This window comes from [Clostridium] aerotolerans DSM 5434 (assembly GCF_000687555.1).
Classification (GTDB): Bacteria; Bacillota; Clostridia; order Lachnospirales; family Lachnospiraceae; genus Lacrimispora; species Lacrimispora aerotolerans.
On record NZ_JHWJ01000016.1, the window covers coordinates 1 to 25,734 of the forward strand.

At 43.4% G+C, this 25,734-nt stretch carries 20 protein-coding genes; 5 read left to right on the forward strand and 15 right to left on the reverse strand.

The genetic code is table 11. From position 1 onward, the window contains the following. Positions 1-205: 205 nt before the first annotated feature. Positions 206-1,366, forward strand: coding sequence for a tyrosine-type recombinase/integrase (locus T546_RS0118490; protein WP_026892905.1), 1,161 nt, complete (start codon positions 206-208; stop codon positions 1,364-1,366). 145 nt (positions 1,367-1,511) lie between these two features. Continuing rightward, positions 1,512-3,236 carry a methyl-accepting chemotaxis protein gene (locus T546_RS23985; protein WP_051629971.1) on the forward strand — a complete coding sequence of 575 codons (1,725 nt, stop codon included), beginning with the start codon at positions 1,512-1,514 and terminating at the stop codon, positions 3,234-3,236. An 86-nt stretch (positions 3,237-3,322) separates the two neighbouring features. On the opposite strand, the gene T546_RS0118500 is transcribed toward T546_RS23985, so the two are convergent. From T546_RS0118500 to T546_RS0118515, 4 genes are all read right to left on the reverse strand, one after another. Continuing rightward, positions 3,323-5,209 carry an ABC-F family ATP-binding cassette domain-containing protein gene (locus T546_RS0118500; protein WP_026892906.1) on the reverse strand — a complete coding sequence of 629 codons (1,887 nt, stop codon included), beginning with the start codon at positions 5,207-5,209 and terminating at the stop codon, positions 3,323-3,325. 122 nt (positions 5,210-5,331) lie between these two features. After that, the gene (locus T546_RS0118505; protein ID WP_334291597.1) at positions 5,332-6,216 is read right to left on the reverse strand and encodes an AraC family transcriptional regulator; all 885 of its coding nucleotides are present in this window, start codon (positions 6,214-6,216) and stop codon (positions 5,332-5,334) included. Positions 6,217-6,237: 21 nt separating this feature from the next. Then, positions 6,238-7,209, reverse strand: coding sequence for a serine hydrolase domain-containing protein (locus tag T546_RS0118510; RefSeq protein ID WP_026892908.1), 972 nt, complete (start codon positions 7,207-7,209; stop codon positions 6,238-6,240). 160 nt (positions 7,210-7,369) lie between these two features. Continuing rightward, a complete protein-coding gene (locus tag T546_RS0118515) occupies positions 7,370-9,967 on the reverse strand; it encodes a cation-translocating P-type ATPase (protein ID WP_026892909.1) in 2,598 nt (865 codons plus the stop codon). A 498-nt stretch (positions 9,968-10,465) separates the two neighbouring features. Here T546_RS0118515 and T546_RS0118520 point away from each other — a divergent pair, with 498 nt between their 5' ends. Both T546_RS0118520 and T546_RS0118525 read left to right on the forward strand, forming a co-directional pair. Further along, positions 10,466-11,869: an AAA family ATPase gene (locus T546_RS0118520; protein WP_026892910.1), complete on the forward strand. Its 1,404-nt coding sequence runs from the start codon at positions 10,466-10,468 to the stop codon at positions 11,867-11,869. Beyond that, positions 11,853-12,548, forward strand: coding sequence for a hypothetical protein (locus T546_RS0118525; RefSeq protein ID WP_026892911.1), 696 nt, complete (start codon positions 11,853-11,855; stop codon positions 12,546-12,548). Before T546_RS0118520 ends, T546_RS0118525 begins: the two co-directional genes overlap by 17 nt. Here T546_RS0118525 and T546_RS0118530 read toward each other — a convergent pair. From T546_RS0118530 to T546_RS0118575, 10 genes are all read right to left on the reverse strand, one after another. After that, positions 12,530-14,179, reverse strand: a complete 1,650-nt coding sequence (locus T546_RS0118530; protein WP_242842261.1) for an amidohydrolase — start codon at positions 14,177-14,179, stop codon at positions 12,530-12,532. The two genes, T546_RS0118525 and T546_RS0118530, sit on opposite strands and share 19 nt — an antisense overlap. Positions 14,180-14,316: 137 nt before the next feature. Then, positions 14,317-16,464, reverse strand: a complete 2,148-nt coding sequence (locus T546_RS0118535; RefSeq protein WP_026892913.1) for a polyribonucleotide nucleotidyltransferase — start codon at positions 16,462-16,464, stop codon at positions 14,317-14,319. Between the two features lie 201 nt (positions 16,465-16,665). Next, positions 16,666-16,932 carry a 30S ribosomal protein S15 gene (rpsO, locus tag T546_RS0118540; RefSeq protein WP_026892914.1) on the reverse strand — a complete coding sequence of 89 codons (267 nt, stop codon included), beginning with the start codon at positions 16,930-16,932 and terminating at the stop codon, positions 16,666-16,668. A gap of 145 nt (positions 16,933-17,077) precedes the next feature. Next, positions 17,078-17,335 (reverse strand): hypothetical protein, encoded by a 258-nt coding sequence (locus T546_RS0118545; protein ID WP_026892915.1) that lies wholly within the window; start codon positions 17,333-17,335, stop codon positions 17,078-17,080. Positions 17,336-17,434: 99 nt separating this feature from the next. Further along, positions 17,435-18,760 (reverse strand): amidohydrolase, encoded by a 1,326-nt coding sequence (locus tag T546_RS0118550; protein WP_026892916.1) that lies wholly within the window; start codon positions 18,758-18,760, stop codon positions 17,435-17,437. An 18-nt stretch (positions 18,761-18,778) separates the two neighbouring features. Further along, positions 18,779-20,479: an adenine deaminase C-terminal domain-containing protein gene (locus tag T546_RS0118555; RefSeq protein ID WP_026892917.1), complete on the reverse strand. Its 1,701-nt coding sequence runs from the start codon at positions 20,477-20,479 to the stop codon at positions 18,779-18,781. A gap of 15 nt (positions 20,480-20,494) precedes the next feature. Then, on the reverse strand, positions 20,495-21,547 hold the full coding sequence (locus tag T546_RS0118560) for an ABC transporter substrate-binding protein (protein ID WP_026892918.1): 1,053 nt from the start codon (positions 21,545-21,547) through the stop codon (positions 20,495-20,497). 46 nt (positions 21,548-21,593) lie between these two features. Then, a complete protein-coding gene (locus T546_RS0118565; RefSeq protein WP_026892919.1) occupies positions 21,594-22,631 on the reverse strand; it encodes an ABC transporter ATP-binding protein in 1,038 nt (345 codons plus the stop codon). A gap of 10 nt (positions 22,632-22,641) precedes the next feature. After that, a complete protein-coding gene (locus T546_RS0118570; RefSeq protein WP_026892920.1) occupies positions 22,642-23,424 on the reverse strand; it encodes an ABC transporter permease in 783 nt (260 codons plus the stop codon). Beyond that, a complete protein-coding gene (locus T546_RS0118575; protein WP_026892921.1) occupies positions 23,417-24,250 on the reverse strand; it encodes an ABC transporter permease in 834 nt (277 codons plus the stop codon). Before T546_RS0118575 ends, T546_RS0118570 begins: the two co-directional genes overlap by 8 nt. A 191-nt stretch (positions 24,251-24,441) precedes the next feature. Here T546_RS0118575 and T546_RS0118580 point away from each other — a divergent pair, with 191 nt between their 5' ends. Next, positions 24,442-25,386: a LysR family transcriptional regulator gene (locus T546_RS0118580; protein WP_026892922.1), complete on the forward strand. Its 945-nt coding sequence runs from the start codon at positions 24,442-24,444 to the stop codon at positions 25,384-25,386. Between the two features lie 96 nt (positions 25,387-25,482). Here T546_RS0118580 and T546_RS0118585 read toward each other — a convergent pair whose 3' ends face one another. Beyond that, a complete protein-coding gene (locus T546_RS0118585) occupies positions 25,483-25,686 on the reverse strand; it encodes a hypothetical protein (protein ID WP_026892923.1) in 204 nt (67 codons plus the stop codon). Positions 25,687-25,734: the final 48 nt, after the last annotated feature.

A 25,734-nucleotide genomic window follows, 5' to 3' on the forward strand; every position in this document is an offset into this window, starting at 1 on the left:
CGCAGTTTAACTAAAACCACGCCGCAACTTTCAGACAAATTTCGACATCTTTCATTATATAATACCAGCTTATTGTTTGTCAATCCTAACAAAAATAGTGTTGATGATAGAATTCAAACGCTTAAAAATGAAAGATGCAAAGCATTTTGAGCGAAATTCACAACATTCGCCGTCAAAAATTACGTCAAAAAGGAGAATTATAGCAATGCCGCGCAGAGGTGAAAATATATATAAGCGAAAAGACGGGCGCTGGGAGGGCCGACAGCAAAAATCCACTGGCAAATACCAGTACTTTTACGGAAAAAGTTATCGAGAAGTGAAAGAGAAAATGAGATTCTTTATAGAAAACAACAAATTATCAGACGATGCTCCGGGAAGTTCTACTCCTAATGCGGTAGAACTCTTCTGCAACTGGTTGGAATGCGAGGCAGTTAACCGTGTAAAGCCTTCAACTTATGAAAGTTATTATAATTGTTTGAATAAATATATTATTCCATTCTATTCAAAAAATCACTGCGAAGAAATTACAGAAGGATCTGTAACGTTATTCGTAAAAGAAATGAAGGAGGAAACCTCAATCTCCGATGCTTATAAGAAAAAGATTCTCGCTGTTTTTAAAACAGCATTAAAAGAAATTCTTATAAACCACAACGACTCTTCTATCATTCTTCAGGCAGTGAAACTACCTAAAACAGAACAAAAAGAGGTAGAGATCTTTACAATGAAGGAACAAAGAAGTATAGAATGGGCAGCCATTAATTATGAAGATAAACGTGCACTCGGGATCATACTCTGCATATACACCGGCATTCGTCTTGGAGAACTTTGTGCTTTAAGGTGGAGTGATTTCGACTTAGATGCTGCAACTATGTCCATAAAGCGTACCGTGACTCGAACAAAAAACTTCAACAAGCAGGAAAGCAAAACTCTGCTGAATGTTGGTACTCCGAAAAGCCGTACTTCCATAAGAAAAATACCCCTTCCAGCGTTTCTTGTAACAATTGCAAAGGATTATATCTTAACTGGAGATAAGGAAGATTATTATATATTATCGGGCAGCAATGCCCCCATTGACCCCAGGGCATACCAGAAGTTATATAAAAGGGTTCTTAAAAGAGCCGGTGTCAAGGACCGGAAATTTCATTCAACCCGTCATACCTTTGCTACCAGGGCACTGGAACTTCACGTGGATATTAAGACTGTCAGCGAAATATTAGGCCATTCTAATGTAGCAATTACCATGAATGTCTACGCACATTCCCTTATGGAGCAGAAAAAAATAGCCATTGATAAGTTTAATGATATGCATCTTACCAGTATGAAGCAACATACATTCGCCGTCGAATCCTCCGTCATTACCGCATAAAACTATGTAAAATCCAGGTATTTCACCATAGTGCCACAGTTTTAGTTAAACTGCGAATCCCATATGCACGCAATCTAATTTTTCTTACAGAGCAAATTGAAACAATCGTACATAAGAAAAAGACCAATAACAGGAGGTTCAAAGCATGAAAAATTTCAGGGATTACAGTATTACAAAAAAACTACTCACCGCTTTCCTTAGTGTAGTGCTGATGATGCTAGTCGTTGGAGGCGTGGGTATCTTTGGCATGATCCGCATCAATCAAATGGATACCTATTTATATGAGGAGCAGACAGCACCCATCACCGAACTATTTGCATCAACCAAAAACCTTTACACTCTTCGTACAGATATTAATGCCATGGTTGTTCATTCAGGAAGCCAATCTGAGCTGACTAAACTAGAGCAGGAATATCAGAATTCAAAAAAAGCATTTCTTGACAACGCAGCAGTATACCGTAAAAGTATAAAATCTGATTCAACTTTGGCATTGCTTGATGAAGCGACCCAATTGTTTGAGCAGTCATACGATCCGATGATACAGGCGTGTCTGGAGGCTGCTAAATCTGGAGATAGTATCTCTGCCTTATCTGCACTGAACCGTGATGCTGAAGCCATTCAGAAAATTTACGACAACATGGATAAGCTTATCACCCTTCGTATGGATGCAGCGAAGGAGACAAGCCAAGGCAACGACAGCACCGCTATGGTTCTAACCGTGATCCTCTGCATCATCGTGGCTTTGGGAACAATTGCTGCTCTCTATTTAAGCTTTAAAATCTCTAAGATGATCAGCGAGCCGATCGGCCAGGTAGTACTTGCTGCAAGGAAAATCGCTCTTGGTCATGTGGATGTGGATTTAAAAGACATAGATTCCAAGGATGAGACCGGTCAGCTTGCCGATGCATTTACCCAGATGCTGAGTGGAATCAGGGAGCAGGTAATGATTGCAGAAGAAATCAGCAATGGTGATTTCACTCAGGAAGTCCCCCTCCGTTCCGACGAAGATGTTCTTGGACTTGCTCTTCGAAAGATTGAAAATGACCTCAACCGCACCCTTCTTCTTATTAATATTTCAGCCGACCAGGTAAATACCGGCGCGGAGCAGGTATCCTCTGCTGCCCAGGCCTTGGCTTCTGGTTCCACCGAGCAGGCGGCTACCGTAGAAGAGCTGAATGCTTCTATTACTACCATTGCAAAACAGGCAGAGCACAACGCAGACAACGTCCGTCTTGCTTCCACTTATGTAGAACAAAGCAGCAGCGGAGTCCTTGCAAGCAATGAATTTATGGAGAACTTAAACGAATCCATGAATAAAATTGGTACTGCCTCCGCAGAAATCTCCAATATTACAAAGGTAATTGAAGATATCGCTTTCCAGACAAACATCTTAGCCTTAAATGCAGCCATAGAAGCCGCACGTGCCGGGGATGCCGGTAAAGGCTTTGCAGTCGTTGCTGATGAAGTACGAAACCTTGCCATTAAGTCTGCAGAAGCTGCCAAGGAAACCGGTGTCCTAATCACTCATTCCGTAGAAGCCGTTTCCGAAGGGGAACAGATGGCTACTGAAACTTCCAGAATCTTAAAAGAAGTACAGGAGAAATCCAGACTGGTGGAGCAGGCAATACAGGAAATCGAATCAGCCTCAAGCAACCAGGTGGCAGCCATCGAAGAGATCAATCAGGGTCTGTCACAGGTATCTGCTGTCATTCAGACAAATGCAGCAACCGCAGAAGAAAGCTCTGCCTCCAGTGAAGAGCTGGCCGCACAGGCACAGACGTTACAGCAGGAAGTCGGAAAGTTCAAGCTCAATAAAAACACTTCCTTACAATCTAGTTTATCCCCTGCTTTCGGTTTGGGAAAATACTAATAGTGAAATAGCAGGATAATTAATACATATATATCACATAAAAGCGTAGAATCCCGGCCCTTAACGGCCCTTATTCTACGCTTTCTTTATACCATGTCTTCTCCAAACGCAGTCTCAAACCATTCCATACACCATCTGGTCCATTCTTCCTGAGCCTTATCCCGTTCCTCTGCAATCTGCTGATAAAGAAGGGCCTCCTCCCACTCCATACCATTCCAGTACTCCTGAGAATTGATCCAGGCCGTTTTTAATTCTTCCAGACGCTCTGACAGTTCCTCCACCCTGTCTCTTGCCGGTACCAGCTTTTCAAGGACAAGGCCCAGCTTCCAATCCATATATGCTTCCTCTGTGGAAATCTCCTTTAACCGATGTCGTTCGGCTTTTGGTACTGCCCTCATGCCAGCGATCAAGGCCTGCTCTTCCGCCTTCACCCTGGCTGCGATTCCTTCCCCATTCTCTGCTTTTCGGCTTCGTTCCAGATAATGCTCATACCCAAAGGGATAATAAAATACAGATTGCCCTTCAAAAAGCAGAATGGATTCTGCCAGGCGGCTTAAAAAATACCGGTCATGAGATACAAATAAAATAGTTCCCGTATAACTCATAAAGGCCGATTCCAGTGTTTCCTTCGCCTTAATATCCATATGATTGGTGGGCTCATCAAGTATCAGAAAATTGGGTCTGCTCTGCAGCAGCTCCATGAGCACAAGCCTCGCCTTTTCTCCGCCTGATAAGGAATTTACTGGCTTCATGGCCTCTTTTCCGCCAAATAGATAAGCCCCCAAAATACTCCTCACTTCTTTCTCCATCAGAGAAGGAAATAAATCGTGGAAATGCTCTGCCACACTTTTTGAAGAGGTTATTTCTGAAGAATGCTGATCAAAGTATCCAATGGTGATTTGATTGCCAATAGAATACTCCCCGGACACCTTTGGGATCAGTCCGGCGACTGTTTTTAAAAAGGTGGTTTTTCCGGCTCCATTTGGTCCAAGAATGCCAATCTTCTGCCCCCTGCGGATTCTCATGGTCAGTTCCGCAATCGGTCTGTCATATCCTATTTTAAGATGCTCTGATTCAAAGACCCACTTACTGCCCAGGATTGCCGGTTCTATGGCACCGGTAAATATATGAGCTTCATCCTCCATGGGCTTTTCTACCAGTTGAATCCGCTCCGCCGCCTTTTTCTTGGCTCTTGCAAAGGCTGCCTTGCTTGGCTTATTCTTAAACCGCTCCACCAATGCATTTAAGCGGTTGATTTCCTCCTGCTGCCTCTCGTATTCTTTCGTTTTGATTCGAATATACTTTTTCTTCTCTTCCCGGTAATGAGTGTAGCTGCCGGGATACTTCGTAAGCCTTTTTCCTGAAAGTTCATAGACCACCGACACCGTCTGGTCCAGAAAAAAGCGGTCGTGAGATACCATTACCACAGATTTCTCATAATGCTTCATATACTGTTCCAGCCATTCCACGGTCTGAATATCCAGATGATTGGTGGGCTCGTCCAAAAGAAGAATATCAGGCTTTTGAAGCAAAAGGCTGATCAGTGCAATCTTTGTCTGCTCGCCCCCGGAAAAATCGGCTATTTTTCTTTTTTTGTCCTCTTTTATAAATCCAAAGCCTGTAAATAACCTGTCATATTCCCGCTCATATGCAAACCTCTCCATGGAGAAGGTATCTTTATAAGGACAAGAGGATAACAGTTCTTCCTCCACAGTCCTGTCTTTCTCTATAAAAGCCTGCTGCTTTAAATATCCAATGGTAGGTTTTCTGGAGGTAACAATACCCGGACCGTTTCTCTTATCATCCCGGTCCAAGGTAATTTCCCCGGCAATCAATTTTAAAAGGGTGGTTTTCCCGGCCCCATTGCTGCCCACCACCGCTATTTTTTCATTTCCCCGTATCTCAAAATCGATATGTGACAAGATCAAATTGCCGCCTGCGCTCACTGTCCCGTCTATGATTTGATACAACATTTTAATTTCCTCTGTTTTCTGATATTCCTTATTGTAACATAAATTGACGTTTTTGGGGCTATATTTTTCCAATTCCCCAGGTTTGCAAAGCTCAGACGCTGGCACAGAATGAAATGGGAAGCCTATTTCCTTTCCACAGCCACCCAGATTTCACAGGTGTAGGCGGGATTATTTACATCAGCAGATGGGTACACTTCAAAATCCGTACCTCCACAGGGACGATAATCGCTTCCCGGGAAGAATTCACTGTAAATCTGATGGTACAGCCTGTGAAATGCATCTGGCATTTTTCCATTGCACTTAAATACTACGTAAGTATGAGGCGGTATTTCCTCTACTGAAAATGCATCTTCCATTACCGATACGTTATGACAAGGAGTTCCTATGGCATATGGATGATTGGGATCCCCCGCGTCTTTCCCAAAGCTTGCACCAACAATGGAGTGGTTAAAAATAGAACTTTCCGGAATATATTGACTCAGAGCCTCGATTGTTCCATCTTCATTGCATTGACGCCAAAAGTCAGAGATATGGGTAAAGGATAGCTCTTTTTCACTGGACAGACCTATCTTCCTGCAGATCATGGAAAACCCTTCCTTCGTTTCCATCCTGTAATCTATAATCGTTCCTCCATCTAAGGATAACTTTACAGACAGACGGGAAAATGACTTTAAGCTGGCTCCATTTCGCGCCTGAGACGGGGATACTCCATGAAAGCGCGTAAAGGCACGGCTGAAGCTTTCCTGAGTGTCATATCCATATTTCACAGCGATATCAAGTACCCGAGTGTTGGAAGCCGCAAGCTCGCTACCAGCCAGAGACAGCCTTCTCATACGGATATAATCACCCAGGGTATATCCGCATAAAATACTGAACACCCGCTGGAAATGAAAGCTTGACGAGTACGCTTGTTTTGCTATTACATCAAATTTAAGTTCCTCGGTAATATGCGCCTCCATGTAATCCACAGCCTTTTGTATTCCGCTAATCCAATCCAACGCATTCACCTCCTTTTATTAAGAACCTTTCTACTCAAACATGGGGATGATATGTTCTGTAACCAGTTCCAGTTTATTGTTCGGCTTAAGGGTGAAAAGAGCGGTAAGAGCCACCACCATTTTTTTATTGGGATGGACAAAAATCATGTTACCACCATCTCCGATCGCTGCAAAGCAAAGGCCACTCTTTGTCGGAATGATCCACCATAAATACCCGTAAGGCAGTTCTCCCCAACGGCTTTTTTCCTTTGTGCTCTCCTCAATCCAATTGGAAGATAATATCTGCCTGCCATGATAAATACCGCCATTTGAGTACAATTGACCAACCTTAGCCATATCCCGTGGCGTTAAGCACAGGCCCCAGCCAGCCGTGTTGACTCCCGTTTTGTCCACGATCCAGCCGCTGGAATACTTGCTTTTTATGAAGGAAATGTGTTCTTCCTTATCACGTACTTCCTTACTTTGAGGTACTGTTATGCCCAAAGGTACAAATAGATTTTCTGCGGCAAAATCAAGGACGGATTTCCCTGTGGCTCTTACAAGAACCCCGGATAGTATCTGAGCTCCAACCGTAGAATACTTAAATTCACCTGTGATTCCAGACCTTCCTCCCAGCAGATCAAGAGCTGCTTTTGTCCAGTCATCGCTTGCATACACTCTGGTATATGGTTCGGACCTGTACTTATAGGGTGCAGTCATTGTCAGCATATGTCTAAGGGTTACTTCCTGAATTGTTTTTTCTCCACGCTTTATTGTATACTCCGGGAAGAATTCCAAAACCTTTTGATCCACATTGTTAATAAATCCCTTGTCAATAGCAATGCCTATGAGGGCTGATATTATGCTTTTTGTAACAGACATCACATGTACCGTATCCTGAGAAGTATAGCCGTTAAAATACCCTTCGTATACCATTTCTCCGCCTTTTAATACGATGACGCCTGTAACATTATTATATTCTGTTTTAATTTGTTTTTCAAAGCCTATTATCTTTTCGTCCATGGTTCCTCCTTAAAATTTCTTGTATCATTCCTATTGTAAGGAAAAAGAGCTTTTATTACCTGATTATTTGTGCGGAGCAGTGACAGGTATCTTACCTGTAATCTCTTATATACAAAAAGACTCTACGGAGTTCCCATAGAGTCTTTTTGTATAATTCTTATCAATTACTGTTCTTTATTATTTTTGAAATCTGAATGATAACCGTAGGAATGAATGATAATCCATAGATCATTCCCAGCTGGCCTCCGCTTAATGGTGCCACGGAAAAAAGTCTGGAAAGCAGAGGCACAAACATTACCATATGAAGCAATACCACTCCGGCGAAAAATGCACCGAGGCTGTACCAGTTGGTGGAGAATCCGATTTTGAAAAGGGAATATTTGCTTCTGCAGTTAAACCCGTGGAACAACCGGGATAAGGTCAGTGTAGCAAATGCCATGGTACTGGCTACTGCCGGGCTTCCTGTTTTCAGTCCCATGTGGAAAGCTGTCATGGTACAGGCTGCGATTAAAGTACCTTGCATCAGAAGCTTTAAGAGGAAACTTTTTGTGAGAATCCCTTCTTTTGGATCTCTTGGCTTTTCTCCTAACAAATCATGCTCTGCAGGCTCCATACCAATGGCAATGGCCGGAAGGGAATCTGTAAGCAGATTGATAAAGAGCAGATGCACCGGAGCAAATGGAATTGGAAGCGCCATCAGGGAGGTGTAGAGAACCGATAGAATTCCGGCTGTATTGCCTGACAGCAAAAACTGAATGGCATTTTTTATATTCCGGTACACATTTCGTCCATTGGCAACGGCTTTTATAATCGTGGCAAAATTATCATCGGAGAGAATCATGGATGCGGCATCTTTTGAAACCTCGGTACCGGTAATTCCCATGGCTACGCCGATATCCGCCTTTTTTAAGGCGGGAGCATCGTTAACGCCGTCTCCGGTCATGGCAACAATATTGCCTCTTCTCTGCCATGCATCTACAATCCGAATCTTATTTTCCGGTGATACTCTGGCATAAACGGAGGTTTTTGTAATCTTCTCATCCAGTTCCTTATCCGTCATACCGTCAAGCTCCGCCCCTGTCACAGCCAGATCCCCTTCTTCAAAGATACCGATCTGTTTCGCGATGGCTGTAGCTGTGATCTTATGGTCTCCAGTGATCATGACCGGACGGATTCCTGCACGCTTTGCATCGGAAACAGCTGCCTTCGACTCTTCTCTTGGCGGGTCCACCATGGATACCAGTCCAAGGAATATAAAGCCATTTTCCGAGTTTAAAGAAAGGACGTGATCCTTTTCCACTTCCTTATAGGCAAATCCCAGAACACGCAGACCATTTTCGGAAAATCTCATGTTCTGATTTATAATTTCTTCCCGGTCCTTTTGGTCAAGCTCTCTGATGCCTTCTGACGTACGGATATGAGTCATACGGTCTAATAAAACATCAACGGCTCCTTTGGTCAAGACAGTTGGAACTCCGTGTAGATGGTATTTGGTACTCATAAGCTTACGATCTGAATCAAAGGGAAGCTCTTCCAGACGGTGCATTAAATCCCTTAAATAATGGTGGCTTACTTTTATTTTCCCGGTCATCTCAAGGAGGGCATATTCCGTGGGATCGCCGATTCCCTTTCCTTCCACAATGGCAGAGTCATTGGTAAGGACTGCATCGTAGATTAAATACCGGTGAAGCTGGCTGCTGATATCAAGGTCCTCCGGTGTCATGGTTGTTCCGTCGATATAGATATCCTGTACCGTCATTTTATTCTGGGTCAGGGTTCCTGTCTTGTCGGAGCAGATGACAGAAACACAGCCAAGACTTTCCACTGCTTTTAATTCTTTAATAATGGCATTCTCTTTAGCCATTCTCTGCGTTCCCATGGCCTGAACAATGGTTACAATAGAGCTTAATGCCTCTGGAATGGCTGCTACTGCAAGTGCTACTGCAAACATGAGAGAATCCAGAACCGGCATTCTGCGGTAAAGGCTTAAGAGAAATACCAATCCGCATATGATCATAATCACAAATGCAAGCCGGCTGGAAAACTGGTCCATGCTGGCCTGGAGGGGTGTCTTCTTTTCTTTTGTGGCATTCATGAGGCTGGCAATCTTACCGATTTCCGTATCCATACCCGTACCGGTAACTGCAACTACGGCTCTTCCATAGGTCACAAGACTGCCGGAATAGACCATGTTGGTACGGTCTGCCAGGGGCATATCCAGTTCAAATACGGTATCTTCTTTATCTACATTGGTGGATTCTCCAGTCAGGGAGCTTTCATTGACCTGGAGGGAATAATTATTTAAAATTCTGCCGTCAGCCACCACCATATCCCCGGCTTCAAGGAGCAGGATATCTCCTGGAACTACGTTCCTGGAATCAATCTCGATTTTCTGACCATCCCTTATGACCTTTGCCGTTGGTGAGGACAATGACTTTAAGCTTTCCAGTGATTTCTGGGCCTTTTCATGCTGTACGGTTCCTAATATGGCATTTAGTAAAATAACCGCCACAATGACAACCGTGCTTTCCACATTTCCGGATAACATGGAAATGGTGGCAGCCACAATGAGTATAATGACCAGGAGATCCTTAAACTGTTCGGCAAAGACCTGGAGCGTACTTTTCTTTTTGCCTTCTTTAAGAACGTTTTCTCCCTTTTTTAAAAGTTCGGCGGCTTCCTCTGAGCTTAATCCTTCTTTTTTCGTATGAAGCTCTTTTAAAACCTCTTCACCATTTTTTTGATACCAATCCTTCAAACTTTCCTCCATTCCGCTGTCCTAAATCAAACAGCCACGTCAAAATCCTCTACAGGCTACTTATAGCATCTCGAAAAAGTATAAAAAAAAGACCATTAATGCATTCTTTTATGGATGACGTATCCACAAATAAATACATTAAAAGTCTGGTAACCACCTTTGGGCATGCACCACCAGGCTGCTTTTAAAAGCCGGATGTTGACAGTGCATTAAAACTACTCCCTCTTAACGAATCTGATATTCAGTTGTTTGTTTTCATTTCTTTTTGAGTAAGGACATTATACGTTGAAATAATTCATTTGTCAATATGGATTTCCTGACATAAATTTCCTGGTTTGGTAAGAAGAAAACAATGTGCAGAAAACCAAAGAATAAAATCATATATAAGGTCAATAATACTTAAATCGGTATAAAATATTCCGATTTTCCATTTTATTCTTGTCAACAGGGTAAAATGTGCTACTATAGAATTAATTATATGGAAAGGAAACCAGGCATATGAATGATACCTCCGTCCGAATCAGTAAAATTGAAATATCGGGATTTAAAAATACACAATATGGGCAGATTGAGATGCCCTCTGCCATTGAAAAGAACTTCTTTTCCTCATCAGCTGACATACTTGGAATCTATGGCCAGAACGGCTCCGGGAAAACAGCCGTGATCGAGGCCATGGCTCTCCTACAGATACTCCTTACCGGAAAATCTCTTCCCAAAGAAACCGGCCATTATATTTCAGAGGACATGGATTCTTTAAAAATCAGTGTAACCTTCATGATTCAGGCTCCTGATAAAGCCTCTCTGGCTGAATACTCTGTCATTCTGGGAAAATTACCGGAAGGGGAAATTGAGATTTCAAAGGAAACACTGACTGCCTCCCTATGGACCGGAGAGAAATTTGAAAACAGGAAGAATTTAATCGACTACTCCTCTTCCTCCAAAGGTCCCGTTTTTACTCCAAAATACCGCTTTGACCAGTTGGTACGGTGCAATGAAGAAAACAAAATCAACTTAAACGTTGCAAAACGGCTGGCTCAGAAAAATATGGTCTCTTTTCTCTTTGGAAGTGAAGGAAGAAATATATTCCTTTCTGCTCCCCATGATATTTCAGAAGAATACGCCTACATCATCAAGGCGCTGCACCAGTATGCCAGCTATAACCTGTTTGTCATCACTAGCGCCCATTCCGGTTCCATCAGCATGAACTTCATGCTCCCCTTTGCTTTCCGGCTCCAGGTGGGAAAAAAGGTGGAAAAGGGCGAGCTTCCCATACGCCTTGACGGCCCTTCCATCATCACCAAGGAACAATACCGGATTGTGAACCAGATTATAGAGGATATGAATGCCGTCATTTCAGCAATGATCCCCGGACTCTCCATCGGCATTCACAACTTTGGGGAGCAGCTGCGGGAAAATGGCTCAGAGGGCTATAAGATTGAACTGATTTCCAAACGGGATGATATTATTATTCCTTTAAAATACGAGTCCGAAGGAATCATTAAGATCATATCGGTTTTAAATGTCCTGATGTGCATCTATAACCACCCCTCCATGTGCCTGATTATCGATGAACTGGATGCCGGTATTTATGAATACCTTCTTGGAGAGCTGCTTTCCGTCATGGAAAAGGGAGCCAAGGGACAGCTGATCTTTACCTCCCACAATCTGCGTGCTCTGGAAATGCTCCATAGAAAAAGCATTGTATTTTCCACTACCAACCCTTTAAACCGCTACATCCGCCTCCAGAACGTGAAAAGCAGCAATAACCTGAGAGATCTTTATTTAAGAAGCATCACCTTAGGCGGACAGCGGGAAGCCGTTTACGCGGAAACAGATACCGTGGAGATTGGGCGGGCCTTTCGAAGAGCTGGAAAGGGGGCTTTCCATGATATCCAAAAGTAAAAAAGTCCTCCTCTTTATTGCAGAAGGGCCTACGGATGAAGACACCCTAAGCCCTGTTTTAAAGAAAATATTTCATAATGAAGAGGTACGCTTTCATATTGTCCACGGTGATATGACCAGCAACTGGGCGGTCTCTGTGAATAATGCAGTGAAGACCGTATATCAGCATGTGGAAACAGAAAGAAAGCGGTATGGTTACCAGAGAAATGATATTTTAAAGGTCATTCATCTGGTGGATATTGACGGGGCATTTATTCCCCCCGACAAAGTCATGTATCAAAAGGTAAGAGACATTCAATACTTTGACGACCGGGTAGAAGCATCGAACCCCAAACGGGTCCAGGAACGAAATGAAAGGAAATCACAGATTTTAAATAAGCTGTCTGAAACCGGTAAAGTGGGTACCCTACCATACCGTGTGTATTATTTCTCCCGAAACCTAGAGCACGTGTTTCATGACAGGAATGGTAATCTTTCCGATGAAGATAAGGTGAACTTTGCAGATTCCTTTGCAGATCATTACCTCACAGATCCGAAAGGATTTGTGTCCTTTTTATCAAACAGTGATTTCACGGTCCCCGGTGATTATAACGATACCTGGACATTCATTGGAAAAGGCTTAAATTCCCTTCATCGCCACAGCAACTTTCACTTATTATTTCAGGCCATTGAATTATAGACGCATATGCCGTTTAAAAAGGTCTGACAAACAGAAACGTTTGATATCCTTTCCGGATGGCATTTGCGGATATCCTCAGATAATACGGTAAAATCTGCCGCCATTCCGGGCAGGAGCATGCCTTTTTCCTCTTCCTCAAAGCTGGCTCTTGCTCCCATGGCTGTAAAGGTATGAAGAGCTTCTTCCGCCGTAAGAGACTGTTCCCGTAAGAAGGTCTTTCTTCCATCTAATGTGGTTCTTGTGACCGCGCACTGGATTCCTGCCAGCACATCTCCATGCTCCACCGGAGCATCAGAGCCATTGGATACCGTAACTCCCGCATCCATTAAGGTCTTAAATGCATAGGTGCTGGCAGCCCGTTCCCTTCCTACACGATTCTCAACAATATCATTATCATGATCCATAAATATGGTCTGCACATAGGCATGGAGATTCCACTCCCGAAAGGTTTTCAATAGCTCTGGTGTGGTAATCTGGCAATGAACGATTCCATGGCGCATGGGATTGTCCTTCTTTCCTTCAAGTGCCTTTATGATAGACCTTGAGGTCATTTCCATGGCCTTGTCTCCGATGGCATGAACAGCCACCTGCATTCCATAAGAGGCTCCGTAGCTTATCTTTTGATCTAACTCTTCTTGACTGTAGATAGAGATACCGCAGTTATCAGGGTTTTCTATATCATCAGCGTAAGGGCTGTTTAATGAGGCTGTTCTCGCTCCAAGAGAGCCATCTCCTATTATCTTTAAGGGGCCTATGGTAAAAAACTCACTTCCTTTTCCTGTCCTATAACCATCCCCTAAAAAATTATCTAACTCATCTTGATCTGACAGAAGGCACTGTTCATATACCTTTACGGTCAGACGTCCCTCTTTCTCCAGTTCTTCATAGGCTTCTATCACCGTCTTATAAGAAAGTCCGGGAAAAGCCCCAAAATCGTCACTTTGTACGGAAGTGATTCCATAAGAATTTAACCGCTTCATGGCCCGTATCATATGAGCCTTTACAACCTCTATATCTGGCGGCGGTATCTTTGTGCTGACCAGATTGATTGCATACTCTCGAAGAATGCCAGTAGGCTCTCCCGCCTCATCCCTATCAATGGAACCTCTTTCCGGGTTCCTCGTTTCTTTTTTGATACCAGCCGCTAAAAGAGCCGCGGTATTGGCACACGCAATGTGTCCGCAGGAGCGGTAAATGAGTATGGGACGGTCCTTGGACACCAGATCCAGGTCCTGACGGGTAGGCAGCCGCTTGTCACCAATAAATTGCTCCTGATTCCAGCCCCTTAAAACAATCCAATCTCCTGATTTTTTCTGACCTTTCTCTTGAAAGGTATGCAAAGCCCCAATGATTTCCTCTATGGATGAGGTATGCCTTGAAAGGTCAGGACAGCTTAATACATAACCGTACTGAAGAAGGTGTAAGTGGGAATCAATGAAACCAGGGACTAAGAAAGCCCCTTTCATATCATGCCATACCGTTTCTTTATCCTGAGCCCATCTTTTGGCTTCAGAAAGGTCACCAGTGAAAACCACTCTTCCACCCTCAACGCCCATTGCCTCTGCATCCTGGCCCTTTTTTACAAATATGACACCATTATAATAGATATCCATTATTTCTATCCTCGCCATAATTTTCAAGATAAGAATTTTGCCTGTCAGACGATAACGCTGCCGACTTTACGTTAGTAACAATTTTTTATTCCACAAAAAAGTAGCAGACAAAGCCTGTAAGGTCTGTCTGCTGCCTGTCATACGGCTAAGCCGTTTTATTCGTTTTCTTTTACTTCTTTTTCTTCTTTGGCTTCTTTGGCTTCTTCTGCCTTTGCAGTCATATCACTTGGCTTCATGCTTAAGTTGATTCTTCCCATCTTATCAACCTCAACTACCTTAACGGTAACTACATCGCCGATATTAACCACATCTTCTACCTTGGCAACTCTCTTCTCAGACAGCTTGGAAATGTGAATCATACCATCTTTATTCGGTGCAAGCTCTACGAAAGCACCAAAGTTCATGATTCTCACTACCTTACCTGTCATGATCTGACCAGCCTCGATTTCAGTTACGATGCTCTTAATGATCTGAATAGCACGATCGATCATATCCTGATCGGTTCCGCATACAGAAACGCTTCCGTCATCAGAGATGTCGATCTTAACGCCAGTCTCTTCAATAATCTTATTGATAACCTTACCCTGCTTACCAACAACATCACCGATCTTCTGAGGATCAATGGAGATCTGGTCAATCTTAGGAGCATACTTACCAACTTCTTTTCTTGGCTCGCTGATGGCTTTTGCCATTACTTCGTCAAGAATATAAAGTCTTGCTTCTCTTGTGGTACGGATTGCTTCTTCAATGATTGGTCTTGTTAAGCCGTGGATCTTGATATCCATCTGAATGGCTGTGATTCCCTTATGAGTACCGCCTACCTTAAAGTCCATATCGCCAAAGAAGTCTTCCAGTCCCTGAATATCTGTAAGAACGATGTAATCATCATCAGAATCTCCAGTAACCAGACCACAGGAAATACCTGCAACGGCTGACTTAATTGGAACACCTGCTGCCATTAATGCCATAGAGGAAGAACAGATGCTTGCCTGAGAAGTAGAACCGTTGGATTCCATGGTCTCAGATACAGTACGGATTGCATATGGGAACTCTACTTCTGATGGAAGTACAGGAACCAATGCTTTTTCAGCCAATGCACCATGACCGATTTCACGACGTCCCGGACCTCTGGAAGGTCTTGTCTCACCTACAGAGAATGATGGGAAATTGTAGTGGTGCATATATCTCTTGGAGGTTTCCATGTTATCGATGCCGTCTAATCTCTGGCTTTCAGATAATGGAGCAAGAGTACAAATATTTAAAATCTGAGTCTGACCACGGGTGAACATAGCAGAACCGTGAACTCTTGGAAGCATATCTACTTCAGCTGCCAGATGACGGATCTGATTCATAGCACGGCCATCAGGACGTTTGTGATCCTTTAAGATCATCTTACGAACAGTCTTTTTCTGGTACTGGTAAATTGCCTCTCCCAGTACAGAAAGCCATTCTTCATTCTCTGCAAATGCTTCCTGAAGCTTTGCGGTAATGTTCTTGATATTCTCTTCTCTTACCTGCTTTTCATCGGTGAAAACAGCAACTTCCATCTCTGCGGGAGGTACTACTTCACGAATGGCAGCAAATAATTCATCTGGAACTGCACAGCTTGTATAGGTGTGCTTTGGTTTTCCGCACTCTGCTACAATGGTATCAATAAACTTGATGATTTCCTTGTTTACTTCGTGAGCTTTAAAGATAGCTTCAATCATTAAATCCTCTGCTACTTCATTAGCACCTGCTTCAATCATAATGACTTTATCTCTTACAGAGGCTACGGTAAGAGCCATGTCAGAAGCCTGCTTCTGAGCCTGAGTCGGATTGATTACTAACTCTCCGTCAACAAGACCTACCTGAGTGGTGGCACAAGGACCATCAAAAGGAATGTCGGAAATAGAGGTAGCAATGGCAGAACCTAACATAGCGGTAAGCTCTGGACTGCAGTCCTGGTCAACAGACATTACGATGTTATCTAACGTAACATCGTTACGGTAATCTTTTGGGAATAAAGGTCTCATCGGACGGTCAATAACACGGGATGTCAGAACGGAGTTCTCAGAGGCTTTTCCCTCTCTTTTGTTAAAGCCGCCTGGAATCTTACCTACGGCATACAGTTTCTCTTCATATTCCACGCTCAGAGGGAAGAAATCAATTCCATCCCTTGGCTTGTCGGAAGCAGTTGCGGTAGCCAATACTACGGTGTCTCCGTAATGCATGAATGCCGCTCCATTTGCCTGCTTCGCTACTCTGCCGACTTCAACGGTTAACGTTCTGCCGGCCAGTTCCATACTAAAACTCTTGTACATATTGGATCTCCTTTAAAAATTTATAAATTTATATTAATTGCAGAAGATGCCGAAACTACTGATCTACACGTAAGCCATTCTAACGGGTCAAAATCCAAATATTACGCGCACATCAGCGGTCTCGGGGGAAACTTCTGCCTTTAACTATCTTTTCATATATAGACAGATAGGGTGGAGAAGTTCTCCACCCTAAATGGTCTATTATTTTCTGATTCCTAATCTTTCGATTAAAGCACGATAGCCCTCTAAGTCTGTCTTCTTTAAGTAATCAAGAAGACCTCTTCTCTGTCCAACCATCATCAGAAGACCTCTTCTGGAGTGATGATCTTTTTGGTTCTTCTGAAGATGCTCTGTTAATTCTGTAATTCTCTCTGTGAGGATTGCGATCTGTACTTCAGGTGAACCTGTGTCGCCAGGCTTTCTGCCAAATTCTGCGATAATTGCTGTTTTCTTTTCCTTTGAAATCATGTTGATTTCCTCCTTTATTAAATGATTCTTACCGTATACCAAGCAACGGCTGGAGTGGCCAAAATACCGGGTATCGGCGCAAATTTTTACCTATATAGTTTAACACAGGGATATAGGCTTGTCAACATTTCTGCCCCTGTGAAAATTAAATCTTTGATAAGAGGAACCGGGCCTTTTCTTCCTGTTCTTTGGAAGTATACAGCATATAGATGGCTTCTTCTCTCCCAGCTCTAACTAACAGTCTTCTCTGATTTGGAAAATTTCTCATGAATGAAGTCAGATTACGGCTGAATGCGTTGGTTTTATAAGTAATCCCATGCTCCCTCAGACAATTCTCTGCTTTATACATGGTTTCCAATTTTACACCAGAGTAAACCAAAAACCATTTCTTTTTAAAAATCATGGCACAATCCTCCTGTTAAAAAACACCGGAGCCTGATCGGCTGATATGTACCATTTCATCATACTCTCTCGGCAGGGAAAATGCAATCCGTATCTTCTCTTACTCCGTCTTTTCCATGTGCTTTTGAAAGTCTGTGCGTTTCATCTTCTTGATCAGCTCATTTCTTAAGTCGTCCAGATTTGTTTTTACCAGCTTTTTATCCTTAACAAGACATTCTCCTGCCACGAATACAGCTTCCACATTGGATGGGTTTGCACTGTAAACAAGAGCAGAATACGGGTCATAGACCGGGAACATATTGGCTGACCGGGTTTCTATTAATACAAGGTCAGCCTGTTTACCTGGCTCCAAAGAACCGGTCACCAAATGGAGTCCCATGGCTCTCGCTCCCTCTATGGTAGCCAGAGAGACAATGGTCTCTGCCGGAAATGCGCTTCTATCCTTTGTTTCATTTTTATGAAAGTCAGCACAGAGCTTCATCTGGGTCAGGATATCCAGGGTATTACCGCTGGCTGGGCCGTCCGTTCCAAGTCCAACCGGAATGTTTCTTTTGAGCATTTCAGTCACGGGAGCCACACCCTTTGCGGCCTTTGTATTGGAACCGATGCAGTGAGCTACCCTGGCTCCCCTTTCTTTAAAAAGGTCTAAGTCTTTCTCCGTCATATGAATGCAATGAGCCGCCAGAGTGTCCCTTCCAAGGACTCCGATACTGTCTAAATACTCTGCCGGTGTCATGGAGTATTCTTTTTCAAAAAAATCCATCTCATAATCCATCTCAGCCGTATGAAGGGTAAATGGAACCTCATAAGAGGAATCAATGGTATAAGCAGCCTTTAATACCTCACTGGAGCAGGTACTGGTGCCGTGAGGCGCAATACAGGCAGAGATTCTGGGGTGGGACTGATATTTTTTAATCAGCCGCTCTCCATAGGAAATGGACTCATAAGGATCGGAAAAATCACATGCCCCCTCATCCATCACCGTCTGACCGGCAATTCCCCTGATTCCCATCTCATCCATGGCTCTTGCTGCCTCTTCTTCATAGTAGTACATATCTAAAACAGAAGTCACACCAGAAAGAAGCATCTCACCTGCGGCGTAACGGGTGGATAAATAGACCATTTCCTCGTCCATGGCCTTATTTTCCATGGGAATTAAAAATACACGAAGACGATCCTTACAGTCATCTCCAAGTCCCCTGAATGGAATCATTCCCATATGAGTATGGAGATTGACCATTCCAGGCATGAGTATTCCTTGTTTCCCATCGATTTGACTGGCACCTGCCAAGGTTTCCTCTGTCAGCTCTTTCATTGGTCCAGCTGCTACTATCGTATCATGTTCAAACAAAAGGTAACCAGGATTAAAAATATCTCTTGCCTCATTCATGGTTACCACAATTACATTCTTAATTACAGTTCTCACACTTATCAACCTTTTCCCTTAGGCCGGATTATAGCGTTCCACCAAAGGGACCTTCCTTTTCGTCCTTACATCAAACAACCCCTTATCGCTCAGCTTTAATTCCGGCGATACCAAAAGAGTCAAGGTGGAGATAGACATTATCACATTGCTGTTTTCATATCCCATAGCTTCTATTTCACATCTGACTGCGGATAAGGCTTCAGAAAGAGTCGAAAGACTGCCATCCCATAAAATACCCCCCACAGGAAGAGCAGCCGAAGACGTTACCTTTCCATCTCTTGCAGTGACATATCCCCCCTGCATATGAACTACCTGGTTCTGGGCAAGCACCATATCCTTTACCGAATTGCCTAAAACCAGCAGATTATGGCTGTCATGGCTCCAAGTGGTGGCAACCGCTCCCGGCAGTTTAAATCCATTTTCCACCAGTCCGTAGGCCACACCCCCAGTCTTTCCATACCGCTCATATACTGCAGCCAGACAAAGACCTGCTTCCCGCCAGCGCAGGGAACCGCCCTTAACTGGAATCTCCCGTTTAACATGGCATATCCTGGTGCCAAAGCCTTGAATCTGCATTACATTGACGATTGCTGTGCCTTCTAAGATCTCACAATGATTTAACTTAAAATCAGAGGCCAGGGCCAGACGGCATTTCACAGACTGATAAAAATGATCCGGGAATTCTGGCTTTTGAACCGTGGTTTCTTTTATATGCTCTTTTCCGTTCTTAAAGACACGTTCCGGAATAAAGTCTGTCAGGTTATCATACACAGCAAAATCCGCCAGTTTTCCAGGAGCAATCATTCCCCGGTCATGAAGTCCCATTCTTCTTGCCGGAGTAAAGGTTCCGCAGTAGATCGCCTTCTCTGCCGGCATGCCGCATTCCACCGCAAGCTTTAAAATCAGGTTTAAATGACCCTTTGCCAGATGATCCGGCATGGTATCATCGGTTACGAGTGCTACATTTTCATAAAGATTATGTGTAACCACCGCTTCTACCACTTCTTTTGTCAGGGATTTTTTCTGTAATTCCAGAAACATGCCCATGTCTGTTTTTTCAAGAACGGATTCCGGTGTCTGCTGGGTATGGTCTGCATCCACACCGCTACCAATAAACGCTGCCAGCTCCTCTTTTGTGAGCGCCGGGCAATGACCTTCGATGCGGAGTCTTCTGCCCTCTTTTTTACAAAGAGCCACGATGCGTTTAATCAGAGTATCTTCCTCAGAAAGGAGATCGGTTTCATTCATTACCTCGCCAAGACACAAGACACGGTCATCTTTTATCAGTTCCAAGACCTCGGCCTCTCCGATGATTCCACCGGAGGTTTCAAGCTCCGGGCTTGTGGAGGGGACACAGGAGGGAATGCCGTAAAAGATATCCAGTTTTGTTTCCTGAGAAAGAAAGCTTTTAATGCCTTCCAGACCAAAGACATTCCCGATTTCATGGGGGTCTGCTACGACTGCAGTGACTCCAAAAGGCAGCACTGCCGCTGAAAATTCACCGGGATAGGTCATAGAGCTTTCGATATGCATGTGGATATCAATAAGTCCTGGAATAATATATTTACCGCTTGCATCCACTTCGGAGTCTGCCTCATAACAGGAAGCAGGGGAAATGTCGTAAAACCTTTCCCCCACTACTGCAATGTCCGCCTGTTCAAAACATTGCCTGTATGTCCGGTAGACCCATCCATTTCGGATTAATAAGTCAACCTTCATATTTTTTTTCTGTCCTTAATTATTGATGATACGGTTCCACTGGTCGATCCAGTCACTTAAAACCGGATTTACGAAGGAATAGTCAAGAACCTTTGCATTTTCTGCAACTGCACCGTAAGTCATGTTTTTCGCATTTTCTTCTGCAACGGTTACCTGGTTGTTGGTAGGAGCTTCGTTTAATGCCTTTGTTGTCTTCTCCTGTAATTCCTTGCTTAAGCGATAATTAATGTATGCATAAGCAAGTTCTTTATCCTTGCAGTTTTTGGTAATGCTTATGGTGTTAAAGTTTGCATAGGTCACTTCTGGTGTTACGAATACCAGATTTGGATTTGCCTTCTGAATGGTAGGTACGCCGAAATCGCCCACAATGGCAGCTTTGATTTCTCCGGAAGTAAACATATTAATTAAGTCAGAGGATTTTGCATAAGTCTTAACCAGGTTTGGCTTTAATTCCTCTAATGCCTCAAATGCAGCTTTTCCATTGTCGCTCTTTATGTCTACATTTTTATAATCACTTGCCATATAGACCATAGCTGGACCAAAGGTAGTTGTAATATCAGGAATTGCAATGCTTCCTTCTAATTCTGCTTTCCATAAATCATCAAAGCTCTTGATCTCAAATCCAACGGCTTCGGGATCGTACATGATTCCAATGCTGTTGATGGTGTAAGCAACACCCTGGCCAGCCTCTGCCATGGTTTTAGCTGTACTGATCAGATTCTTGCTGTTTTCAATCTTAGATAAATCAAGAGGCTCGAAAAGACCTTCTTCGATGCCCTTTGCTGTCATAGCCTGAGACAGCTCGATGACATCAATGGTGCTTTCCGCATTGGCAGAAAGCTTTGTATAACGCTCATTGGTGCTTCCTGTCTCGGTCACGATCTTACAGTTAAACTGATCCTCAAAAGGCTTATATACTTCTTCAGCAGAAATATCTTCGCTTAACCCATAAGTAGATAAAACCAGTTTCTTTTCTTCTGTGCTCTTGTTTTCTCCCTTTGGAGCAGCGCCTGCGCAGCCGGTCAATGCCATGGCAGCACATAAGGATAAGGCTAATACTTTTTTCATAATTTAGTTCCTCTCTCTTTTATCATTCTTCGGCAATATGCCGCTGTTACCTGTTTACTAAAATCAGCTTTGTCTCTGGAAGATAAAGACGGACGGTGCTTCCCTCTTCATAGGCTTCATCTGCCGGACGGCTTACCAGGAACTTGCCGGCTTCTGTCTCCACCTCGTACTGATAGCTTTTTCCAAGGAACGTTCTGACCCCGATGGTGCCTGTCAGAATATTTTCTGTCTGGCCTTCTTCTGCTACCCGGATATCCTCCGGACGTATGGTTCCAAGAACCGAAGCCTCTCCATTGCTGCCTTCTACGGTAAATACTGCGCCAGCCTCTGATTTATATACATCTCCCTGCTTATTTAAAGGAAGGAAATTTTCAAATCCGATGAATCTGGCTACAAATTCTGTTTTGGGTCTGTGATAGATGGTTTCAGGCGTGTCAAACTGCTCGATCACTCCCTGGTTCATAACCGCCACTTTATCAGAGATGGAAAAGCATTCTTCCTGGTCGTGAGTTACGAACAATGTGGTAATGCCAAGCTGTTTCTGGATTCTTTTGATTTCCACACGCATATTGATACGCAGCTTGGCGTCCAGATTGCTTAATGGCTCATCCAGTAAAAGCAGCTTTGGTTCAATGACAAGGGCTCTTGCAAGCGCTACCCTTTGTCTCTGCCCGCCGGACATCTGCTGAGGGAACCGGTCTTTCAAATCCGTAAGGCCGCATACCTCAAGAATATTTAATACCTTTTTGTCAATTTCGGACTTTGAAAGCTTTCTCATCTTAAGACCAAAGGCTACATTATCATAGACGCTTAAATGAGGGAACAGGGCGTAGCTCTGGAACACGATACCAAAGTTTCTCTTATGAACAGGAACCTTTGTTAAATCTTCTCCATCCAGGCTAAATACACCGTTTTCCGGTTCTATAAATCCGGCAACCACCCGAAGTGTGGTGGTCTTGCCGCAGCCACTGGGACCTAAAAGAGAAACCAGCTCTCCCTCTTTTACTTCCAGATCAAGGCCTTTTAATATTTGTTTCTTCTTATCATAACGGACATCAATGTCCTGTAATGTCATAAATGCCATGGTTTTCCTCCTATTTTGCCAATGCTGCAACGCCCAGTGTTTTATCAACGATTACCATGAGAAGTACGGTGACTGCCATTAAAATAACAGAAACAGCTGACACAGTAGGGTCATAATTGTATTCAATGTAGTTCATCAGGGTCGCCGGAAAGGTGGAAACTCCTGGACCTGAGAGAAACATGGAAACCGGAATGTTGTTAAATGAGTTGATAAAGGCCAGCATGAATGCAGCCGAAATTCCAGACGTTATATTCGGCAGAACTACCCGGAAAAAAGCACCGGTTTTTGTGCAGCCCAAGCTCCAGGCTGCTTCTTCCACAGAAAAATCGAATTGGTCCAGACTGGAACCTACCACTCGGATTACGTAGGGGAGGGTCACCATAAAGTGTCCGGCTAAAAGTCCTACAAAGACTGGAATCCGTAAAGTGAGTACAAGGAACTGATAAAGGACAAAACCGATTACGATTCCCGGAACAATGGTAGGAGATAAAAATACAGATTTTAAAAATCCTTTTCCCTTCATTCCAGACCTCGCCAGGGCATAAGCCGCAGGAATTCCTACCAAAAGGGCGATTAATGTGGCAAGCAGGGCTATTTGAAGACTGGTGAGAAAGGAAACCCGAAAGGATTTTAAGGCGAACACATTAACAAACCATTTGACGGAAAAGGATTTAATTGGGAAAGTAATGGCGCTGCCTTCTCCAAATGCGGTAACCGTAATTATGATAAGTGGTGCGATCATGAATACAAATACCAGCAGTGCAAATGCAGTCAGAAGTTTATTTTTACGCATGGTCTCCTCCTCTTTGGTCCAGTCTTTTCGCCAGAGCATTAAAGCCCTTGATTACGGCCAGGGTCACCACGATCATGATTAAGGAAATCACGGCGGCTCCATTCCAGTCTCCCACGCTCATCGCTCTCTGATAGATGAAGGTGGCAAGGACCATATTTTTATTTCCTCCTAAAAGCTGTGGAGTGGTATAAGCGGTCAAGGTTCCTGTAAATACTAAGATTCCGCCTACAATGATGCCCGGAAGACTCATGGGGAAAATGACCTTCATAAATGCTTTCAGCCGGTCGGCTCCAAGACTAAGAGCTGCCTCCATCATATCGTCTCCGATGTTTTCCATCACACCGGCTACGGTTACGATCATGAGGGGGAGAAATAAGTATACAGAACCGATGATAATGGCAAAATCCGTATATAAAAGCTTTACAGGCTTTTCCACAAGACCAGCTGTCATCAGAAACTTGTTTATGATTCCATTGCTTCCTAATATATTAATCCAGGCAAAGCTTCGGATCACGGAATTAGTCATCATGGGGAAAATAGAAACAGAAAGAAGAATCCCTCTCCATTTTTTATCGCACCGGCTGATAAAGTAAGCAGTCGGAACCCCTGCGGCCATGCATACGGCAGTGGTGATCACAGCGACCTTAACAGTTCGTATAAAGATTTTTAAGTAATACCCATCCTTAAAGAAGTCTGCATAGGCGCTAAACAGATAATCTCCGGTGTAAAATGTGGGCACCAGAACTCTTAAAAGCGGTAGAAACAGACAAATTGCCAGGATCACCAGTCCCGGCACCACCATGATAAATGCACTACTCTTCTTCATCTTTACCTCTCCATGCGTTGAAAAACGTAATTCATTGGTTTTTCTTATAATTATTTATAAGTTTTATTAATTTATCTCTATACATTTATTATAATTTATGATATACTCTACGTCAAATACATATAATCTATATTTTCTATGCAGTAAAGCTATAATATGCAAACTGTTTGAATCAAGAGGGGACACTCATTATGGAACTAAAAGAAGCAAGATATATTCTGGCCATTGCAAGAGAAAAAAATATCAGCAAGGCGGCCGAGACACTTTTCATCTCCCAGCCCTCCTTAAGTAAGTATTTAAAAAACCTGGAGCAGCAGCTTGGAACCCGCCTTTTTGACCGGATCGGAAGCAGCTATCACCCTACCTACCTCGGAGAGCGCTATATTCACTATGCGGAAAAGATCGTGGAATACGGAATGGAATGGGATATTGAATTCGATGATATTATGCACCAGAACCACGGCCGGCTAAACATAGCCATCCCAATTATGCTGGGAAACAGCCTGATCGGTCCCACTCTTTTGCAGTTCCATAAGCGATATCCTCATGTCACGGTGAACATGATGGAGGAAGTAAACTTTGTAGCGGAGCACACGCTGACAGACCATACCGTGGATCTGACCTTTTATAATGTCCATGAATTTCCCACAGATCTTGATTATGAGATCATTGGTAGGGAAGAATTGGTGCTGGTCCTTTCTGCCGAAAATCCTCTCGTTTCCATGGCTGAAAAAAAAGAAGGCTTCGGGTATCCCTGGATTGATTTAAGTCATCTATCCAATGAACCTTTTATCCTTCTCTATCCGGACCAGAATACCGGAGGTCTGGCCTTAAAGCTATTTAAAGATTATAACATGGAGCCAGAGATCCTTTTGCACACAAGAAACAGTGAAATGTCCATTTGCCTTGCCATGGAAGGCCTTGGCGCTGCATTTGCACCGAAGAGCTATTACCACTATTTAAAAAAACGGGAACCAAAGGAATCCGTCTGCCTCTCCATTGGAAAGGAGCGAATGGAAAATACTTTGATTGCTGCCTATCAAAAGAACCGGTATCTGCCCAAATATGCAAAAGCATACCTTGAGATACTGAAGACTTATTACAGGAAAGCTCATTACGGAGCTTCTTCAACATGAATTTATGATGAATGATAAACAGGATTTAGAAAGCAAAAAATACGCCTTGATATGGATGTTCATCCTATCAAGACGTATTTTAACTTAAGTCCTTACTTAAGCCTGCCTTGCTAAAAGCTGCCTTGCAAGCTCTGCCGGTGATAACCCGTTTTTCTCTGCTGTCTCTACAAATCTCCGGAGCTCTTCCCGCTCCTTAGCCACCATCAACTGTTTTTTTCTCTCCTGTAAATCAGTGATCTTTGTATCAATTTCTTTGATCTGTTCTTCCAGACTTATTTTACATAGTTCCTTAAGCATCATCTTTACCCTTCATAATAAGTATTTATATTACTTGAGGCCAAAATCAAG